General features: G+C 70.6%; 15 protein-coding genes. 2 read left to right on the top strand and 13 right to left on the bottom strand.

The window, feature by feature from the left end; all coding sequences use genetic code 11:
* Positions 1 to 36: 36 nt before the first annotated feature.
* The 6 genes from HW578_RS06765 to HW578_RS06790 are packed head-to-tail and all read right to left on the bottom strand — an operon-like array spanning position 37 to position 5,386.
* Positions 37 to 738, bottom strand: coding sequence for an ABC transporter ATP-binding protein (locus HW578_RS06765; RefSeq protein ID WP_198369784.1), 702 nt, complete (start codon positions 736 to 738; stop codon positions 37 to 39).
* Positions 738 to 1,490, bottom strand: a complete 753-nt coding sequence (locus HW578_RS06770) for an ABC transporter ATP-binding protein (protein ID WP_198369785.1) — start codon at positions 1,488 to 1,490, stop codon at positions 738 to 740. The genes HW578_RS06765 and HW578_RS06770 overlap by 1 nt, the downstream gene beginning before the upstream one ends.
* Entirely contained in the window at positions 1,483 to 2,403 is a 921-nt protein-coding gene (locus HW578_RS06775) for a branched-chain amino acid ABC transporter permease (RefSeq protein WP_198369786.1), read from the bottom strand. Before HW578_RS06775 ends, HW578_RS06770 begins: the two co-directional genes overlap by 8 nt.
* Positions 2,403 to 3,326 carry a branched-chain amino acid ABC transporter permease gene (locus tag HW578_RS06780; protein WP_198369787.1) on the bottom strand — a complete coding sequence of 308 codons (924 nt, stop codon included), beginning with the start codon at positions 3,324 to 3,326 and terminating at the stop codon, positions 2,403 to 2,405. The genes HW578_RS06775 and HW578_RS06780 overlap by 1 nt, the downstream gene beginning before the upstream one ends.
* 13 nt (positions 3,327 to 3,339) lie before the next feature.
* Complete coding sequence (locus tag HW578_RS06785) at positions 3,340 to 4,521, bottom strand: ABC transporter substrate-binding protein (RefSeq protein WP_198369788.1); 1,182 nt, start codon at positions 4,519 to 4,521, stop codon at positions 3,340 to 3,342.
* Positions 4,522 to 4,570: 49 nt separating this feature from the next.
* On the bottom strand, positions 4,571 to 5,386 hold the full coding sequence (locus HW578_RS06790) for an alpha/beta hydrolase (protein ID WP_198369789.1): 816 nt from the start codon (positions 5,384 to 5,386) through the stop codon (positions 4,571 to 4,573).
* Between the two features lie 50 nt (positions 5,387 to 5,436).
* On the opposite strand from HW578_RS06790, the gene HW578_RS06795 reads away from it, so the two are divergent.
* Positions 5,437 to 5,991, top strand: a complete 555-nt coding sequence (locus tag HW578_RS06795) for a nucleoside 2-deoxyribosyltransferase (RefSeq protein ID WP_198369790.1) — start codon at positions 5,437 to 5,439, stop codon at positions 5,989 to 5,991.
* A gap of 207 nt (positions 5,992 to 6,198) precedes the next feature.
* On the opposite strand, the gene phoB is transcribed toward HW578_RS06795, so the two are convergent.
* The 7 genes from phoB to HW578_RS06830 form a co-directional block, all read right to left on the bottom strand.
* Positions 6,199 to 6,915 carry a phosphate regulon transcriptional regulator PhoB gene (phoB, locus tag HW578_RS06800; protein WP_198369791.1) on the bottom strand — a complete coding sequence of 239 codons (717 nt, stop codon included), beginning with the start codon at positions 6,913 to 6,915 and terminating at the stop codon, positions 6,199 to 6,201.
* Positions 6,916 to 6,933: 18 nt separating this feature from the next.
* The gene (gene phoU / locus HW578_RS06805; protein WP_198369792.1) at positions 6,934 to 7,650 is read right to left on the bottom strand and encodes a phosphate signaling complex protein PhoU; all 717 of its coding nucleotides are present in this window, start codon (positions 7,648 to 7,650) and stop codon (positions 6,934 to 6,936) included.
* Positions 7,651 to 7,670: 20 nt separating this feature from the next.
* Entirely contained in the window at positions 7,671 to 8,510 is an 840-nt protein-coding gene (gene pstB / locus HW578_RS06810; protein ID WP_198369793.1) for a phosphate ABC transporter ATP-binding protein PstB, read from the bottom strand.
* A gap of 17 nt (positions 8,511 to 8,527) precedes the next feature.
* Complete coding sequence (pstA, locus tag HW578_RS06815; RefSeq protein WP_198369794.1) at positions 8,528 to 9,421, bottom strand: phosphate ABC transporter permease PstA; 894 nt, start codon at positions 9,419 to 9,421, stop codon at positions 8,528 to 8,530.
* Positions 9,422 to 9,425: 4 nt separating this feature from the next.
* Positions 9,426 to 10,397, bottom strand: a complete 972-nt coding sequence (gene pstC, locus HW578_RS06820) for a phosphate ABC transporter permease subunit PstC (protein WP_198369795.1) — start codon at positions 10,395 to 10,397, stop codon at positions 9,426 to 9,428.
* A gap of 62 nt (positions 10,398 to 10,459) precedes the next feature.
* Positions 10,460 to 11,479, bottom strand: a complete 1,020-nt coding sequence (gene pstS / locus HW578_RS06825; protein ID WP_198369796.1) for a phosphate ABC transporter substrate-binding protein PstS — start codon at positions 11,477 to 11,479, stop codon at positions 10,460 to 10,462.
* Between the two features lie 191 nt (positions 11,480 to 11,670).
* On the bottom strand, positions 11,671 to 12,456 hold the full coding sequence (locus HW578_RS06830; RefSeq protein ID WP_198369797.1) for an enoyl-CoA hydratase-related protein: 786 nt from the start codon (positions 12,454 to 12,456) through the stop codon (positions 11,671 to 11,673).
* Positions 12,457 to 12,594: 138 nt separating this feature from the next.
* On the opposite strand from HW578_RS06830, the gene HW578_RS06835 reads away from it, so the two are divergent.
* Positions 12,595 to 14,298, top strand: coding sequence for a gamma-glutamyltransferase family protein (locus HW578_RS06835; protein ID WP_198369798.1), 1,704 nt, complete (start codon positions 12,595 to 12,597; stop codon positions 14,296 to 14,298).
* The last annotated feature ends 94 nt before the right edge of the window (positions 14,299 to 14,392 follow it).

A 14,392-nucleotide genomic window follows, 5' to 3' on the forward strand; every position in this document is an offset into this window, starting at 1 on the left:
CTGCGTGTCGCGGGCGAAGTCTTGCCCCGGTTCGGGTCAGACGTGAAGCCAAGTGTCGCGCACCTCGGGCGTGGCGGCGAGGTCCCCGCTGCTGCCGGTCCAGACGACCTGGCCCTTCTCGATCACCACGTGGCGGTCGGCGAGGCGCTGCAGGGCAGCGAGATTCTTGTCGATCAGCAGGATCGCCTGGCCCTCGGCACGCAGGGTCGCGAGCACCGACCAGATCTCGGCGCGGATGAGGGGCGCGAGGCCTTCGGTGGCTTCATCCAGGATCAGCAGGCGCGGGTTGGTCATCAGCGCGCGGGCGATGGCGACCATCTGCTGCTCCCCGCCCGACAGCCGCGCGCCGAGGTTGCGGCGCCGCTCGGCGAGGCGCGGGAACAGCGCGAGCACGCCCGGCAGCGTCCAGCGCGGCGCGCCGCCGCCACGGTTGGCGGCGGTGGCCAGCAGGTTCTCCTCGACGCTCAGCGTGGGAAACACCTGGCGGCCTTCCGGCACCAGGCCGATGCCGCGCTGCGCGATGCGGTGCGGCGGCAGGCCCGTGACATCGGTCCCGTCGAAGGCGATGCGCCCGGCGGCGGGCTTCAGCAGGCCCATGATCGCGCGCACGGTGGTGGTCTTGCCCATGCCGTTGCGGCCGAGCAGCGTCACCACCTCGCCCGCGCCGACGGCGAAGCCGATGCCGTGCAGAACGCGCGCGCCGCCATAGCCGGCGACGAGGTTCTCGACCGCGAGCATCAGGCGTCGTCCTCGCCGAGATAGGCGGCGCGGACCTCGGCATTGGCGCGGATGGACGGCACGTCACCGGTCGCGATGACGCGCCCATAGACCAGCACCGAGATGCGGTCGGCGAGTGCGAAGACCGCCTGCATGTCGTGCTCGACCAGCAGGATGGTGTAGGCGGATCTGAGGCGGGAGAGCAGCGCGATGAGGCGCTCGGTCTCCTCCGGGCCGGCGCCGGCCAGCGGTTCGTCCAGCAGCAGCAAGCGGGGCTTCGTCGCCAGTGCGATGGCGAGTTCCAGCGCACGCTTCTCGCCATGGCTGAGCGCGCCGGCGGGCGCGGCGGCGCGGTCGGCGAGGCCCACCTCGGCCAGTGCGGCCATCGCCGCGGCGTTCAGCGCGCGCTCGCGCGATGCCGGCCAGGCGAAGCGGAAGGAGGACCCGCTGCGCGCCTGCGCGGCGAGTGCGACGTTCTCCAGCACGGAGAAGCCGGGGACGATGCTGGTGATCTGGAAGGACCGCGCGAGCCCCGCGCGCACGCGCCGCGGCAGGGACAGGCGCGTGATGTCGGCGCCGGCGAACAGGATGCGGCCCTCGTCCGGGGTGACGATGCCGGTGATCTCGTGGATCAGCGTGGTCTTGCCCGCGCCGTTTGGCCCGATGACGGCGTGGATCTCGCCGGGCAGGACACCGAGCGAGACGCCGTCGGTGACGGCGAGGCCGCCATAGTGCTTGCGCAAGGCTTCGAGGCGCAGCAGGGGCTCAGCCACGGCGCGCCACCAGGCCGGCGAGGCCGCCGCGCAGGAAGATCACGGCGAGGACCAGCAGCGGCCCGAAGACCAGCTTCCAGTGCTGCATCTGCTGGGCGAGCCAGGTCTCGAGCAGCACGAAGACCAGCGCGCCGAGGATGGCCCCCCACAGCCGAGCCGCGCCGCCCAGGATGACCATGAACAGCAACTCGCCCGAGCGCTGCCAGGACAGCGTGGCGGGGGAGACGAATTCGGTCGCGTTGGCGAGCAGGAAGCCGGCGAGCCCGCCCATCGCACCCGCCAGCGTGTAGCCCACCAGTCGGAAGGGGTAGGGGGCGAGGCCCACGGCCTCGACGCGCTGCGCATTTTCCCGCGCGGCGCGCAGCACGCGCCCGAAGCGCGAGGCCAGCAGCATGGCGCAGGTGGCCCAGGTGAGGGCGAGCGCGCCGAGGCAGATGTAGTGGAAGGCGAGGCGGTTCTCGAGCAGCCGCGTGCCCGCGATTTCGGTGCGGCTGTAGAGCGTGTAGCCGTCGTCGCCGCCATAGGCCGCGAGCGAGGAGGCCGTGAAGAACGCCATCTGCCCGAAGGCCAGCGTGATCATGATGAAGTGCACGCCGGAGGTGCGGATGGCGACCGCGCCCGTCAGCAGCGCAAAGGCTGCCGCGGCGCCGATCGCGACCGGCAGCACGAACGCCGCCTGCGTCACGCCATGCGCATCGAGGATCGCGACCGCATAGGCGCCGATGCCGAGCGAGGCCGCGTGCCCCAGGCTGACGAGCCCCGCCCCGCCCACCAGGAAAGCCAGCGAGACCGCCGCCACGCCGAGTATCATGGCGCGCGCCATCAGCGTGGTCTCGTAGGACCCGCCGAAGCCGACCAGCGGCGCGGCAGCCAGCGCGCCGAGCACGGCCAGCGGAAGCCAGGCCTCGCGCATCAGCCGGCGCGGACGGGAAACAGGCCGGCGGGGCGGAAGGCGAGGATCGCCGCCATGGCGACATAGACCAGCATCGAGGCGAGCGCCGCTCCGGCCTGCCGCGCGCTCGACGGGTCGAGAACCAGGCGCAGCAGGTCGGGGGCCAGCGACTTGCCGAGCGTGTCGATCAGCCCGACCAGAAGGGCCGCGAGGAAGGCGCCGCGGATGGAGCCGATGCCGCCGATCACGATGACCACGAAGGCGAGGATCAGCACGTTGTCGCCCATGCCGGGCTCGACCGAGAAGATCGGCCCGGCCAGCACGCCGGCGAAGCCCGCGAGCATGGCGCCGAAGGCAAACACCAGCGTGAAGAGCCGGTTGATGTCCACGCCCAGCGCCGAGACCATCGGCGCATTGGTGGCACCCGCGCGCACCAGCATGCCGACCTTCGTGCGCTCGACCAGCCACCAGAGCAGCCCGCCGGTCGCGAGCCCGGCGCCGAGCACCGCCACGCGATAGAGCGGGTATTGCAGCCCGGGCATGATCTCGATGCCGCCCTCGAGCAGCGGCGGGATCGCGACCTGCAGCGGGGCGGCGCCCCAGACGACCTTCACGCCCTCGTTCAGGAACAGGATGACGCCGAAGGTGGCGAGCACCTGCGACAGGTGGTCGCGCGCGTAGAGGTGCCGGAAGACCAGCACCTCCAGCAGCAGACCGGCGGCGAGGGCGGCGGGCAGCGCCAGCAGCAGCCCCCACCAGAAGGACCCGGTTGCCGTGGCCAGCGCTGCGCCGAGATAGGCGCCCAGCATGTACTGCACGCCGTGCGCAAGGTTGATGAAGTCCATCACCCCGAACACCAGCGTGAGGCCGGCCGCCACGAGGAACAACAGGATGCCGAGCTGCAGGCCGTTCAGGGCCTGCACCAGCAGCAGTTGCGTGGTCACGTGCGCACGCGCATCAGCGCATGCGGCATTCGGCCGCCCAGGGATCGACGTCGTTCTGCAGGATGCGCCGGTCCGTTTCGGTCTGGAACTTGCCGTCCGGGCGGCGCGCCACCTTGAGCAGCCAGAAATCCTGCACCGGGTAGTGGTTCACGCCGAACCTGAACGGCCCGCGCACCGAGCGGAAATCGGCCGCGCGGATCGCCTCGCGCAGCGCATCCTTGTTCGTGAGGTTGCCATTGACGCGGCGGATCGCGGAATCGAGCAGCATGGCGGCGTCGTAGGACTGCGCCGCGTAGGTGGCGGGGATGTAGTTGAACTGCGCCTCGAAGTCGCGAACGAAGCGCTGGTTCTGCGGGTTGTCCATGTTGGGCGCCCAGGAGGCCGCGGAGTAGAAGCCGAGCGCCGCCTCGCCCTGCGCAGGCAGCGTCGCCTCGTCCACCGTGAAGGTCGACAGGAACGGGATGGAAGCGAGCCCCGCCTGGCGATACTGCCGCACCAGGTTCACGCCGAGCCCGCCCGGCATGAAGGTGAAGATCGCATCCGGCCGCGCCGCGGCGATCTTCGCCAGTTCCGCCGAGAAATCGAGCTGGGTGAGGGGGACGTAGACCTCGTCGACCACCTGCCCCTTGAAGCGGGACTTGAAGCCTGCGACCGCGTCGCGCCCGGCCTGGTAGTTCGGCACCAGCACGAAGACGCGGCGATAGCCGGCATCCTCGCAGGCCTGGCCGATCACCGAATGCACCTGGTCGTTGTTGTACGACGTGGTGAAGAAGAAGGGGTTGCACCCACGTCCCGCAAAGGTGGAGGGGCCCGCATTGGTGCTGATCAGGAAGGTGTTGGCTTCCGTGACCGGGCGCAGGATGGCGGCAAGGATGTTGGAGAACACCACGCCCACCACGAAATCGACCCGGTCGCGCTCGAGTGCGGCGCGCACCTTGGTCACGGCCACCTCGGGGCGGAGTTCGTCGTCGATGGTCACGACCTCTGCCGTCAGGCCGCCGAGCTTGCCGTCGAGGTGCCGCAGCCCCTGCAGGAAGCCGTCGCGCAGCTGGGTGCCGAGGGCAGCCTGCGGGCCGGTCTGCACCGCCACCAGGCCGATCTTCACGCCGCCGGCCGGCTGCGCGTGCAGCAGCGCCGGTGCCGCCAGCAGCCCCGTGGTGGCGCCCAGAAGCCCGCGCCGTCCGATCCCGATCATTGGAAGCCCCCCGATTGCGTGAAGTGCGGCCCCTGTTAAGCGCGAAGCGTCACAGGGACGCAAGACGCCGCGCCATCTCCGCCGCCCGGGCGCTGAGCGCCGAGTCGGGGTCGGTCAGCGGCTCGAGCACGGTGAAGTGGTTGGCCCCCGCGACCTCCTCGAGCGTGCCGCCCCAGGCCTGCGCGAAGTCGCGGGACTGGCGGCGGAACTCATCGCTCTCGACCGCGCCGACCACGACATGCAGCGCGCCCTCGGCCCGGGGCTGGAAGCGGGGCGAGAGGGCGCGCGCCGTCTCGGGCGAGAGGTTCAGCGCCTGCCCGATCGTGGTGCCGAGCAGCGGCTCCAATTCGAAGACGCCCGAGATCGGCAGCGCGCCGGGCACCACGAGGCGCCCGAGCGGCGCGGCGAAACGGGAGAAATCCTGCCCCAGCAGGCAGGCCGCCAGATGCCCGCCGGCGGAATGACCCACCGCGAGGATGCTCTGCTGCGTCCTGGCGCAGAGGATGGCGCAGAACTGCTGCATCTGCTCGATGATCCGCGCCAGGGGCACGCCGGGGCACAGGTCGTAGGAGGGCACCGCCACCGCCACGCCGCGCAGCAGCATGCCGCGCGCGAAGTGGCTCACGGCCTTGCGGTCCAGCGCCTGCCAGTAGCCGCCATGGATGAAGACGGCGAGCGGCGCCTGGCCGTCGTGGTCGGGCAGGAACAGGTCGAAGCGCTCGCGCGCGCCCTCGCCATAGGGAAGGTCGAGCAGGCTGCGCGCCCAGGTTGTGCGGAAGGCCTGCGCATCGCGTGACCAGTGCTCAAGGATCGCGGCCGAGCCCGGCACGCGGGCGCGGTTGTCGTATTCGGCTTGCAGGTCCATCCGGCCGTTTCACATGGCGCGGGCGGGCCGGGCAAGGCAGGATCGGGGCGATGCGCGTCTATCTTGCCGGCCCCGAGGTCTTCCTGCCCGATGCCCTCGCGGTGGCGGCGGCGAAGAAGCGCATCTGCGCGGCGCATGGGCTCGAGGGGGTCTTCCCGCTGGACCCGCCGCCGGCGGCACCACCCGCCGAGCGGCCCTACTGGATGCGGATCTATCTCGGCAACGAGGCGCATATCCGATCCTGCCAGGCGCTGATCGCGAACCTTACGCCTTTCCGCGGTCCTTCCGCCGATGTCGGCACGGTCTACGAGCTCGGCTTCATGCGCGCGCTCGGGCGGCCCGTGGCGGGGTATTCCAATGCGGGGGGGGAGTTCCTGCTGCGCACGCGCGGCTTCCTGGGCGATGCGGTGCGCCCGCGCGCGGATGGCGGCTTCGAGGATGCCGAGGCGATGGGCCTCGAGGATTTCGGCCTGGGCGACAACCTGATGATCGATGGCGGCATCGCCGCCGCCGGCGGCCTGTTCGAACGGCGCGACGTGGCGGGCGACCGCTGGCGCAACCTCGCCGCCTTCGAACGCTGCTGCGCCTGGATCGCGCGGCGCTGAGCGTACCACGCGACAGGCACTGCGCGTTTCGAACGCTGCTGCGCCTCGATCTGCGGCGCGGACGCACCCACAACGGATCCTGCGCAGCAGGATCCGGGCGCGCGAAGCGCGACCGCGCCCAACCCGTCAGTCGCCGCCCGCGCGGCAGTGCAGGGCGCGAAGGCAAGACCGGCGGATGCCGGCTGCCCGCCGTTTGAGGGCCTGAAACTAATGATCCTCGGCGTCGAGCGCGTAGCCGGCCGAGCGCACGGTGCGGATCAGGTCGGGCTCGTGCTCGGCGTTGATTGCCTTGCGCAGGCGGCGGATGTGCACGTCCACCGTGCGCGGCTCGACATGGATGTCGCGGCCCCAGACGGCATCGAGCAGCTGTTCGCGCGTGAAGACGCGCCCGGGATGCTGCAGGAAGAATTCCATCAGCCGGTATTCGGTGGGGCCGAGATGCAGCGCGCGCCCGGCGCGCGAGACGCGGTGCGCGTCCTGGTCCATCGTCAGGTCGCGATAGGTCAGCGTGCCCTTGGCCGTGACGCCGCCCGACCGGCGCAGCAGGGCGCGGATTCGCGCCAGCAGCGATTCCATGACGAAGGGCTTGGCGATGTAGTCGTCGGCACCGGTATCCAGCGCACGCACCGCGTCCTGGTCCTCGGTGCGCGCCGTCACCATGATGATCGGCAGGTCGCGCGTATTGGGGCGGCGGCGCAGCTGGCGGCAGACCTCGATGCCCGACAGCGCTGGCAGCATCCAGTCGAGCAGCACGAGGTCTGGCCGGGCTTCCGCCACGCGCAGCAGCGCCTCCTGCCCGTCGGCGGCTTCCTCCACGCGGAAGCCCTGCTTCTCGAGGTTGTAGCGCAGCAGCGTGAGCAGCGGCGCCTCGTCCTCGACCACCAGGATGGTCGGCTTGGCGAGCGACGCGTAGGCCTCGGCCATCGGGGGCTCCCTTGTGCGTTATTCGCCGCCCGGACGGACCACCGCGAAGGCCGACTGGTCGGCCTTGGGGCGGTCCTCGGGCAGGCTGTCGCCGCGCACGGCGTAGAAGATGCGCTCGGCGATGTTGGTCGTGTGGTCGCCGATGCGCTCGATGTTCTTCGCGATGAACAGCATGTGGGTGGCCGCGCTGATGTTGCGCGGGTCCTCCATCATGAAGGTCAGCAGCTCGCGGAAGATGCCGTTGTAGATGGCGTCCACCGGCTCGTCCGCCTCCCAGACGCGCTGGGCGGCCTCGGCGTCGTCGTGGACGAAGGCGTCCATCGCGGCCTTGAGGTTCTCCTGCACCAGCTGCGCCATCCGCTCGAAGCCGTTGAGGCTGCCGATCGAGGGCAGGGAGGCGAGCACGATGGCGCGCTTGGCGGCATTGGCCGCGTAGTCGCCGATGCGCTCGATGTCGTTCGACGCCTTCATGGCCGCGATCACCACGCGCAGGTCGGCGGCCATGGGCTGGCGGAGTGCCAGCAGGCGCACGCAGAAGGCCTCGATCTCGCGCTCCAGCGCGTCGATCTGCGCGTCGCGGCTGACCACCTCCGCGGCCAGCGTGGTGTCACGGCGCACCAGGGCGCGCGTGGCGTCGGCCACCTGGCGCTCGGCGAGGCCGCCCATGCGCGCGGTCATGTCGCGCAGCTTGCGCAGGTCCTCGTCGTAGGATCGGACGATGTGTTCGGTGGGCATGGGCTTGTCCTCCGCCGGGCTCAGCCGAAGCGGCCGGTGATGTATTCCTGGGTCTTGGGATGCTTGGGCGCGGTGAACATCTGCGCCGCCGGCGCCACCTCGATCAGCTCGCCGAGGTAGAAGAAGGCCACCTGGTCGGCGCAGCGCGCCGCCTGCTGCATGTTGTGGGTGACGATCACGATGGTGAAGTCGCGCTTCAGCTCGTCGATCAGCTCCTCGATCTTGAGCGTGCTGATCGGATCGAGCGCGGAGGTCGGCTCGTCGAACAGGATCACCTCGGGGCGCACCGCGATGGTGCGCGCGATGCACAGGCGCTGCTGCTGCCCGCCCGACAGGCCGAGGGCGGAGGCATCCAGGCGGTCCTTCACCTCGGCCCAGATGGCCGCGCGGGTGAGCGCCCATTCCACGCGTTCGTCCATCTGCGCGCGGGTCAGCTTCTCGTGCAGGCGGATGCCGAAGGCGATGTTCTCGTAGATCGTCATCGGGAAGGGCGTGGGCTTCTGGAACACCATGCCGATCTTGGCGCGCAGCGCGTTGAGGTCGGCGTCGGGTGCGACGATGTTCATCCCGTCGATCATCGCCTCGCCGGTTGCGCGCTGGTTGGGATAGAGGCTGTACATCCGGTTCAGCACGCGCAGCAGGGTGGACTTGCCGCAGCCCGAGGGGCCGATCATGCCGGTCACCTGGCGGTCCGGGATGTCGAAGTTGATCGCCTTCAGCGCGCGGTTGTCGCCGTAGAAGAAGTCGAGGTTGCGGATGGCGATGCGCGGGGCGTTCAGCGCGGCGCCGGAACGCGCCTGCACGCCGCCGAAGCCCTGGGTCGCGCCCCCGGCCGGGGCGGTCTCGGTGGTGGTGGACATCGGGTCCTTCCTTCCGGTCACGTGCGGCGGCGCAGCACGGTGCGCGCCAGGATGTTGAGGATGAGCACGCTGAGCGTGATCAGCAGAGCACCGGCCCAGGCCAGCGCGATCCAGTCCTCGAAGGGGGAACCGGCGAAGGCATAGATCGCCAGCGGCAGGCTCGACATCGGCCTGGTGAGGTCGGTCGACCAGGCATTGTTGCCGAGCGAGGTGAACAGCAGCGGCGCCGTCTCGCCGGCGACGCGCGCCACCGCCAGCAGGATGCCGGTGATGATGCCCGACATGGCCGACTTCCAGCACACGAAGACGATCATCTTCCACTTGGGCGACCCGAGGCCGATCACCGCCTCGCGCAGCGTGTTGGGGATCAGCGTCAGCATGTCCTCGGTGGTGCGCACGACCACCGGGATCACGATGATCGCCAGCGCCGCAACGCCCGCCCAGCCGGAGAAGCCGCCGAAGGGCAGCACAAGAATCTGGTAGACGAACAGGCCGATCAGGATCGAGGGCGCGGAGAGCAGGATGTCCGAGACGAAGCGCACCACGTTGCCCAGCCGGGATCCGCGCGCGTACTCCGCGAGGTAGGTGCCCACCAGCATCCCGATCGGCGTGCCGATGGCGGTGCCGAGCGTGGCCTGGATCAGGCTGCCGACGATGGCGTTGAGCAGCCCGCCCTCAGAGCCCGGCGGCGCCATGACGTGGGTGAAGACCCGCAGGTTCATCGCCTCGAACCCGCGGTAGAACAGCGTCGTCAGGATCGAGGCGAGGAAGATCAGGCCGACCACGGTCGCGAGCACGCACAGCGTACGGATGACGAAGTCGATGCGCTTGCGGCGGCGGCCCAGCGAGAGCGCCACCTCGGGGTCCTTGCGCGGGCCGGGCACGGCGCCGGCGGAGAGCGTGATGCTCATGGGATCAGGCCTTCAGCCGCGAGCGCAGCAGGTAGCGCGAGGTGGCGAGCACGACGAAGGAGAGCACGAACAGGATGAAGCCGAGCGCCAGCAGCGAGGCCAGCTTCAGGCTGCCGGTCTCGCTCTCGCCGAATTCCAGGGCCACCAGCGAGGCGATGGTGTTGCCCGGGCCGAACAGCGAACCCGAGATGCGGTTGGCGTTGCCGATGACGAAGGTGACCGCCATGGTCTCGCCCAGCGCGCGCCCCAGGCCGAGCATGATGCCGCCCACCACCGAGACGCGGGTGTAGGGGATCACGACGCCCTTCATCACCTCCCAGGTCGTCGCACCGAGCCCGTAGGCGCTTTCCTTGTAGACCGGGGGCACCTGTTCGAACACGTCGCGCATCGTCGCCGCGATGAAGGGCAGGATCATGATCGCCAGGATGAAGGACGCGGTGAAGATCCCGGTGCCGAAGGGCGCGCCCTGGAACAGGAAGCCCACGCCCGGCAGTTCACCGAGCGTGTCGATCAGGGTCGGCTGCACATAGGTCGCGAAGGCCGGGACGATGACGAAGAAGCCCCACATGCCGTAGATGATCGACGGCACGGCGGCGAGCAGTTCGACCGCCGTGCCGACCGGGCGGCGCAGCCAGACTGGCGCGAGTTCGGTCAGGTAGAAGGCCACGCCGAAGGCGAGCGGCACCGCCAGGACGATCGACAGCACCGCGGTCACGATGGTGCCGTAGATCGACACGCCGGCGCCGAAGACCTCCTGCACCGGGTCCCAGTCGGTGGACCAGATGAAGCCCAGGCCGAAGGCGCGGAAGGCCGGCAGGCCGGCGATGAACAGTTCGATGATGATGGCGCCGAGCAGCAACAGGACGAAGACGCCAGCGCCCCTGCACGCCCATTCGAAGACGATGTCGCCAAGGTTGCCGGCACCGCGCGACGTGCGCGCGGGGGCCGGGGTGGAGGCTGTCGCGGCCTGGCTCACAGTGTCTGCCCGTCAGGAGGAAGTAGGAAGGGCCCGGCCCTGCGCCGGGCCCCCGGCGAGGATCAGGCGCCGAACTGGCGGTTCCAGGCGGCGCGCACCGCGTCCTTGGTCGCCTGCGGCAGCGGAATGTACTCGAGCTCCTGCGCCAGGCGGTCGCCCTCCTTGAAGGCCCAGTCGAAGAAGCGGCGGACACTGGCGCTGCGCGCCGCATCCGTCGGGTTGGTGGGCAGCAGGATGAAGGTCGGCGCCACGATCGGCCAGGACTTCGGCCCGGCCGTGTTGATGATGTTCGCGGCGAAGCCCGGCACGTTCCAGTCGGCGGCGGAGGCTGCCGCCATGAACGTCTCGTGCTCCGGCTTCACGAAAATGCCGTCCTTGTTCTGGATCTGCGTGGTCACAAGGCGGTTGGTGATGGCGTAGGCGTTCTCGACATAGCCGATCGCGCCGCGCACCTGGCGCACCGTGCCGGCCACGCCCTCATTGCCGCGCGCGCCGGTGCCGGCGGGGAAGCGCACCGAGGTGCCCACGCCCACGCGGTCCTTCCATTCCTGCGAGACATCCGCGAGATAGGACGCCCACACGAAGGTCGTGCCCGAGCCATCGGCGCGGTAGGCCGGCGCGATCGCGAGGTTCGGCAGCGCCAGGCCGGCATTGATCGCGGTGATGCGCGGGTCGTTCCAGCGGGTGATCTTGCCGAGGTAGATGTCGGCCAGGATCGGCCCGGTCAGCTTCAGCTGGTCGTTCTCGATCCCCGGGATGTTCACGATGGCCACCAGCGAGCCCATCACGGTCGGGAACTGCAGCAGGTTGCCCTCGGCAAGCTGCTGGGCGTTCAGCGGCGCGTCGGTCGCACCGAAATCCACGGTGCGGTTGCGGATTTGGTTGATGCCGGCACCCGAGCCGACCGACTGGTAGTTCACCTGGATGTTGACCGCGGCCCGCGCCGCCTCGGCCCACTTCTGGTAGACCGGGTTCGGGAAGGTCGCGCCGGCGCCGGTGATCTGGACGGCCTGCGCGCGTGCTCCGAAGGCCGGCAGGGTCAGCGCCGCACCGGCGCCGAGAAGGATGGTCCGCCTGTTCATCTGCGTATCTCCGTCGCGTGTTGCTTGTGTGTCCGTCCCCGGGGGGCGCCACTGCCGCGGCTTCTAGGAGCGCTCGAAGACCTCCGGATTGCAGTTATGTGAAGGTTCCATGACGCAGTAGGCGACAAGCTCGGTAGTTGTCGGTGGCTGGACCCTGCGCAAGCGAGGGTTGTGCAGGGCCCGCGCGACGTTCAGCGATACCAGCCGGGCCGACGCTTCTCGCGGAACGCCGCGAGCCCCTCGCGCCCCTCGGCCGAGGCGCGCTGCATCCAGGATTCATGCGCGAGCAGCGACATCTCCCGCGCCGAGAGCTTCAGCCCGTTCGCACCCAGGAAGGAGTCCTTGGTCATAGCGATGGCCGAGGGCGAGGAGAGCATGGTCTGGTCGATGATCTCGGCCAGGCGCGCATCGGCCCGGTCGGCCGCCGCCACCTCGTGCACCAGGCCGATTCGCAGCGCCTCCTCCGGCCCGAAGCGTTCGCCGGTGAGGGCGTAGCGGCGGGTGTGGCGCAGGCCCATGGCATGGACCATGTGCGTGCTGATCGGCGTGGGGGCGACGCCCACGCGCACCTCGGTCAGGCCGAAAATGGCGTCGTGGGTGGCGATCGCCACATCGACGCAGCACACCACGCCGCAGCCGCCGCCGAAGCAGGCGCCATGCACCAGGGCGAAGGTCGGCTTGGGGAATTCATTGAGCTTCTGCATGGCGGTGGTGGTCGCCATCGAGGCCGCATAGGCCTGCTCCGGCCCATAGGTCGCGGCCTTCGCCAGCCAGTCGAGGTCCGCGCCGGCCTGGAAATGCTTCCCCGCGCCGCGGATCACCAGGGCGCGCACGGCCGCGTCGTCGCGCAGCCGGTCCAGCCCCGCGATCAGCGCGGCGAGCAGGTCCTCGTCATAGGCATTGCCCTTGGCGGGCCGGTTCAGCGTTGCGGTGGCGATGCCGCGGGCATCGACGGACAGCAGGACGGGGTCGGGCATGGCGGGGCTCCCTTCGAAGGCACGCATCCTCCGCCCCGGCCGGCGCCGCGCCAAGCCGCACCGGCGCGCCCCAGCATGACGTTGACGCATGGCCGCCGCGCGCCGAGTCTCGTCCGGCCCATCCGGGAGGACCCGATCATGTACGCCACCCGCCCGACGCTCTCCGGCCCGCGCCATGCCGTCTCGGCCGGGCACTACCTCGCCTCGACCGCCGCCATGGCGGTGCTGGAGGCCGGCGGCAACGCGATCGACGCCGGCTGCGCGGCCGGCATGGCGCTCGGCGTGCTGCTGCCGGACCTGGTGAACGTCGCGGGTGTCGCGCCCATCATGATCCGCCTGGCGGACGGAACGGTCGAGACCATCGCCGGCCTGGGCCACTGGCCGCGATCCCTGCCGCCCGACATCTTCATGCGCGAGCATGGCGGGAACATCCCGAACGGCGTGCGCCGCACCGTGGTGCCGGCCGCGCCCGATGCCTGGATCACCGCGCTCGAGCGCCACGGCACCATGGGCTTCGGCGATGTCGCGCAATATGCGATCCGCTTCGCCGGCGAGGGCTACGCCGTCTATCCGCTGCTGGCCGAGACGGTGGCGGCGCACCGCGACGAATACGCCCGCTGGCCCTCCAATGCCGCGATCTTCCTGCCGGGTGGGGAGCCGCCCAAGGTCGGCGAACGCTTCGTGCAGGCGGACCTGGCGCGTACGCTGTCCTACATGGTGGCGGAAGAACAACGCGCGGCGGCGACCGGCGGGCGGATGGCGGGCCTCGCAGCCGCGCATGCCGCCTTCTACCGCGGCGACATCGCGCGCGAGATCACCCGCTTCATCCATGCCGAGGGCGGCTTCCTGTCGATGGAGGACATGGCCGGCTTCCGTTCGCGGCTCGAGCCCGCCGTGGCACGGCGCTGGCGCGGGCATACGCTGCTGACGTGCGGCCCGTGGTGCCAGGGGCCGGCGCTGGCGCAGGCGCTGCTGCTGATGGAGCGCGCCGGCTTCGCGGGCATGGGACACAACTCGGTCGACTACCTGCACCTGCTGACCGAATGCGTGAAGGCGGCGATGGCCGATCGCGAATACCATTTCGGCGATCCGCTCTTCACGCAGGTGCCGCTCGATGCGCTGCTGAGCCCGCAGCACCTCGATGCACGGCTGCGCCAGATCGACCCGGATCGCGCGCATCCGACCATGTACGAACCGCTGCTGGGCGTGGGCACGCCCGCCGATGGCCCGGTGCGCGCCGACCTGCCGAAGGTGGAGGCGGACACTTCCTACGTCGCGGTCGTCGATCGCTGGGGCAATGCCTTCTCCGCCACGCCGTCGGATGGGTCGTGGAATTCGCCGGTGGTGCCGGGGCTGGGGCTGATCCCGTCCAACCGCGGCAGCCAGTCGCGGCCGGATCCGGCGCATCCCTCGGGCGTCGCGCCCGGCAAGCGGCCGCGCCTGACACCCAACCCGGCCATGCTGGTGACGGAAGACGGCGGCGTGATGCCCTTCGGCACGCCGGGCGGCGACGTGCAGATCCAGGCCATGCTCCAGGTGATGCTGAACGTCTTCCACTTCGGCATGGAGCTGCAGGAGGCGATCGAGGCGCCGCGCATCGCCTCCTATGCCTTCCCGTCCTCCTTCGCGCCCTTCGACTACTTTCCCGGGCGCGTGGCGGCCGAGGCGCGCATTCCGCAGGCGGTGCGCGATGGGCTCGCGGCGCGCGGGCACGAGGTGAAGGACTGGCCCGAGGTGACCTGGCTGGCGGGCTGCGTGGAGGCGGTGCTGTCCGACCCCAAGGCCGGGCTGGTGCGCGCCGGCGCCGATCCGCGCCGCCCGGCCTACGCCATCGCCGGGTGAAGGACGCGGCGGCGCTGGCGCCTGGTGATTCCCGCGCGCTGGCGCGCGACGCCACGGCGCGCCAGCAGGCCGGCGATGCGCGCGCGGCCGCAGC

Origin of the sequence: Roseomonas rosulenta, assembly GCF_016106005.1 — a bacterium.
Taxonomy (GTDB): Bacteria; Pseudomonadota; Alphaproteobacteria; order Acetobacterales; family Acetobacteraceae; genus Neoroseomonas; species Neoroseomonas rosulenta.

What these genes read in the sequence shown, in the direction of transcription:
- HW578_RS06765 (WP_198369784.1), bottom strand. Translation starts at nt 738, where the DNA reads ATGCTCGCGGTCGAGAACCTCGTCGCCGGCTATGGCGGCGCGCGCGTT.
- HW578_RS06775 (WP_198369786.1), bottom strand. Translation starts at nt 2,403, where the DNA reads ATGCGCGAGGCCTGGCTTCCGCTGGCCGTGCTCGGCGCGCTGGCTGCC.
- HW578_RS06785 (WP_198369788.1), bottom strand. Translation starts at nt 4,521, where the DNA reads ATGATCGGGATCGGACGGCGCGGGCTTCTGGGCGCCACCACGGGGCTG.
- HW578_RS06790 (WP_198369789.1), bottom strand. Translation starts at nt 5,386, where the DNA reads ATGGACCTGCAAGCCGAATACGACAACCGCGCCCGCGTGCCGGGCTCG.
- HW578_RS06795 (WP_198369790.1), top strand. Translation starts at nt 5,437, where the DNA reads ATGCGCGTCTATCTTGCCGGCCCCGAGGTCTTCCTGCCCGATGCCCTC.
- phoB (WP_198369791.1), bottom strand. Translation starts at nt 6,915, where the DNA reads ATGGCCGAGGCCTACGCGTCGCTCGCCAAGCCGACCATCCTGGTGGTC.
- phoU (WP_198369792.1), bottom strand. Translation starts at nt 7,650, where the DNA reads ATGCCCACCGAACACATCGTCCGATCCTACGACGAGGACCTGCGCAAG.
- pstB (WP_198369793.1), bottom strand. Translation starts at nt 8,510, where the DNA reads ATGTCCACCACCACCGAGACCGCCCCGGCCGGGGGCGCGACCCAGGGC.
- pstA (WP_198369794.1), bottom strand. Translation starts at nt 9,421, where the DNA reads ATGAGCATCACGCTCTCCGCCGGCGCCGTGCCCGGCCCGCGCAAGGAC.
- pstS (WP_198369796.1), bottom strand. Translation starts at nt 11,479, where the DNA reads ATGAACAGGCGGACCATCCTTCTCGGCGCCGGTGCGGCGCTGACCCTG.
- HW578_RS06830 (WP_198369797.1), bottom strand. Translation starts at nt 12,456, where the DNA reads ATGCCCGACCCCGTCCTGCTGTCCGTCGATGCCCGCGGCATCGCCACC.
- HW578_RS06835 (WP_198369798.1), top strand. Translation starts at nt 12,595, where the DNA reads ATGTACGCCACCCGCCCGACGCTCTCCGGCCCGCGCCATGCCGTCTCG.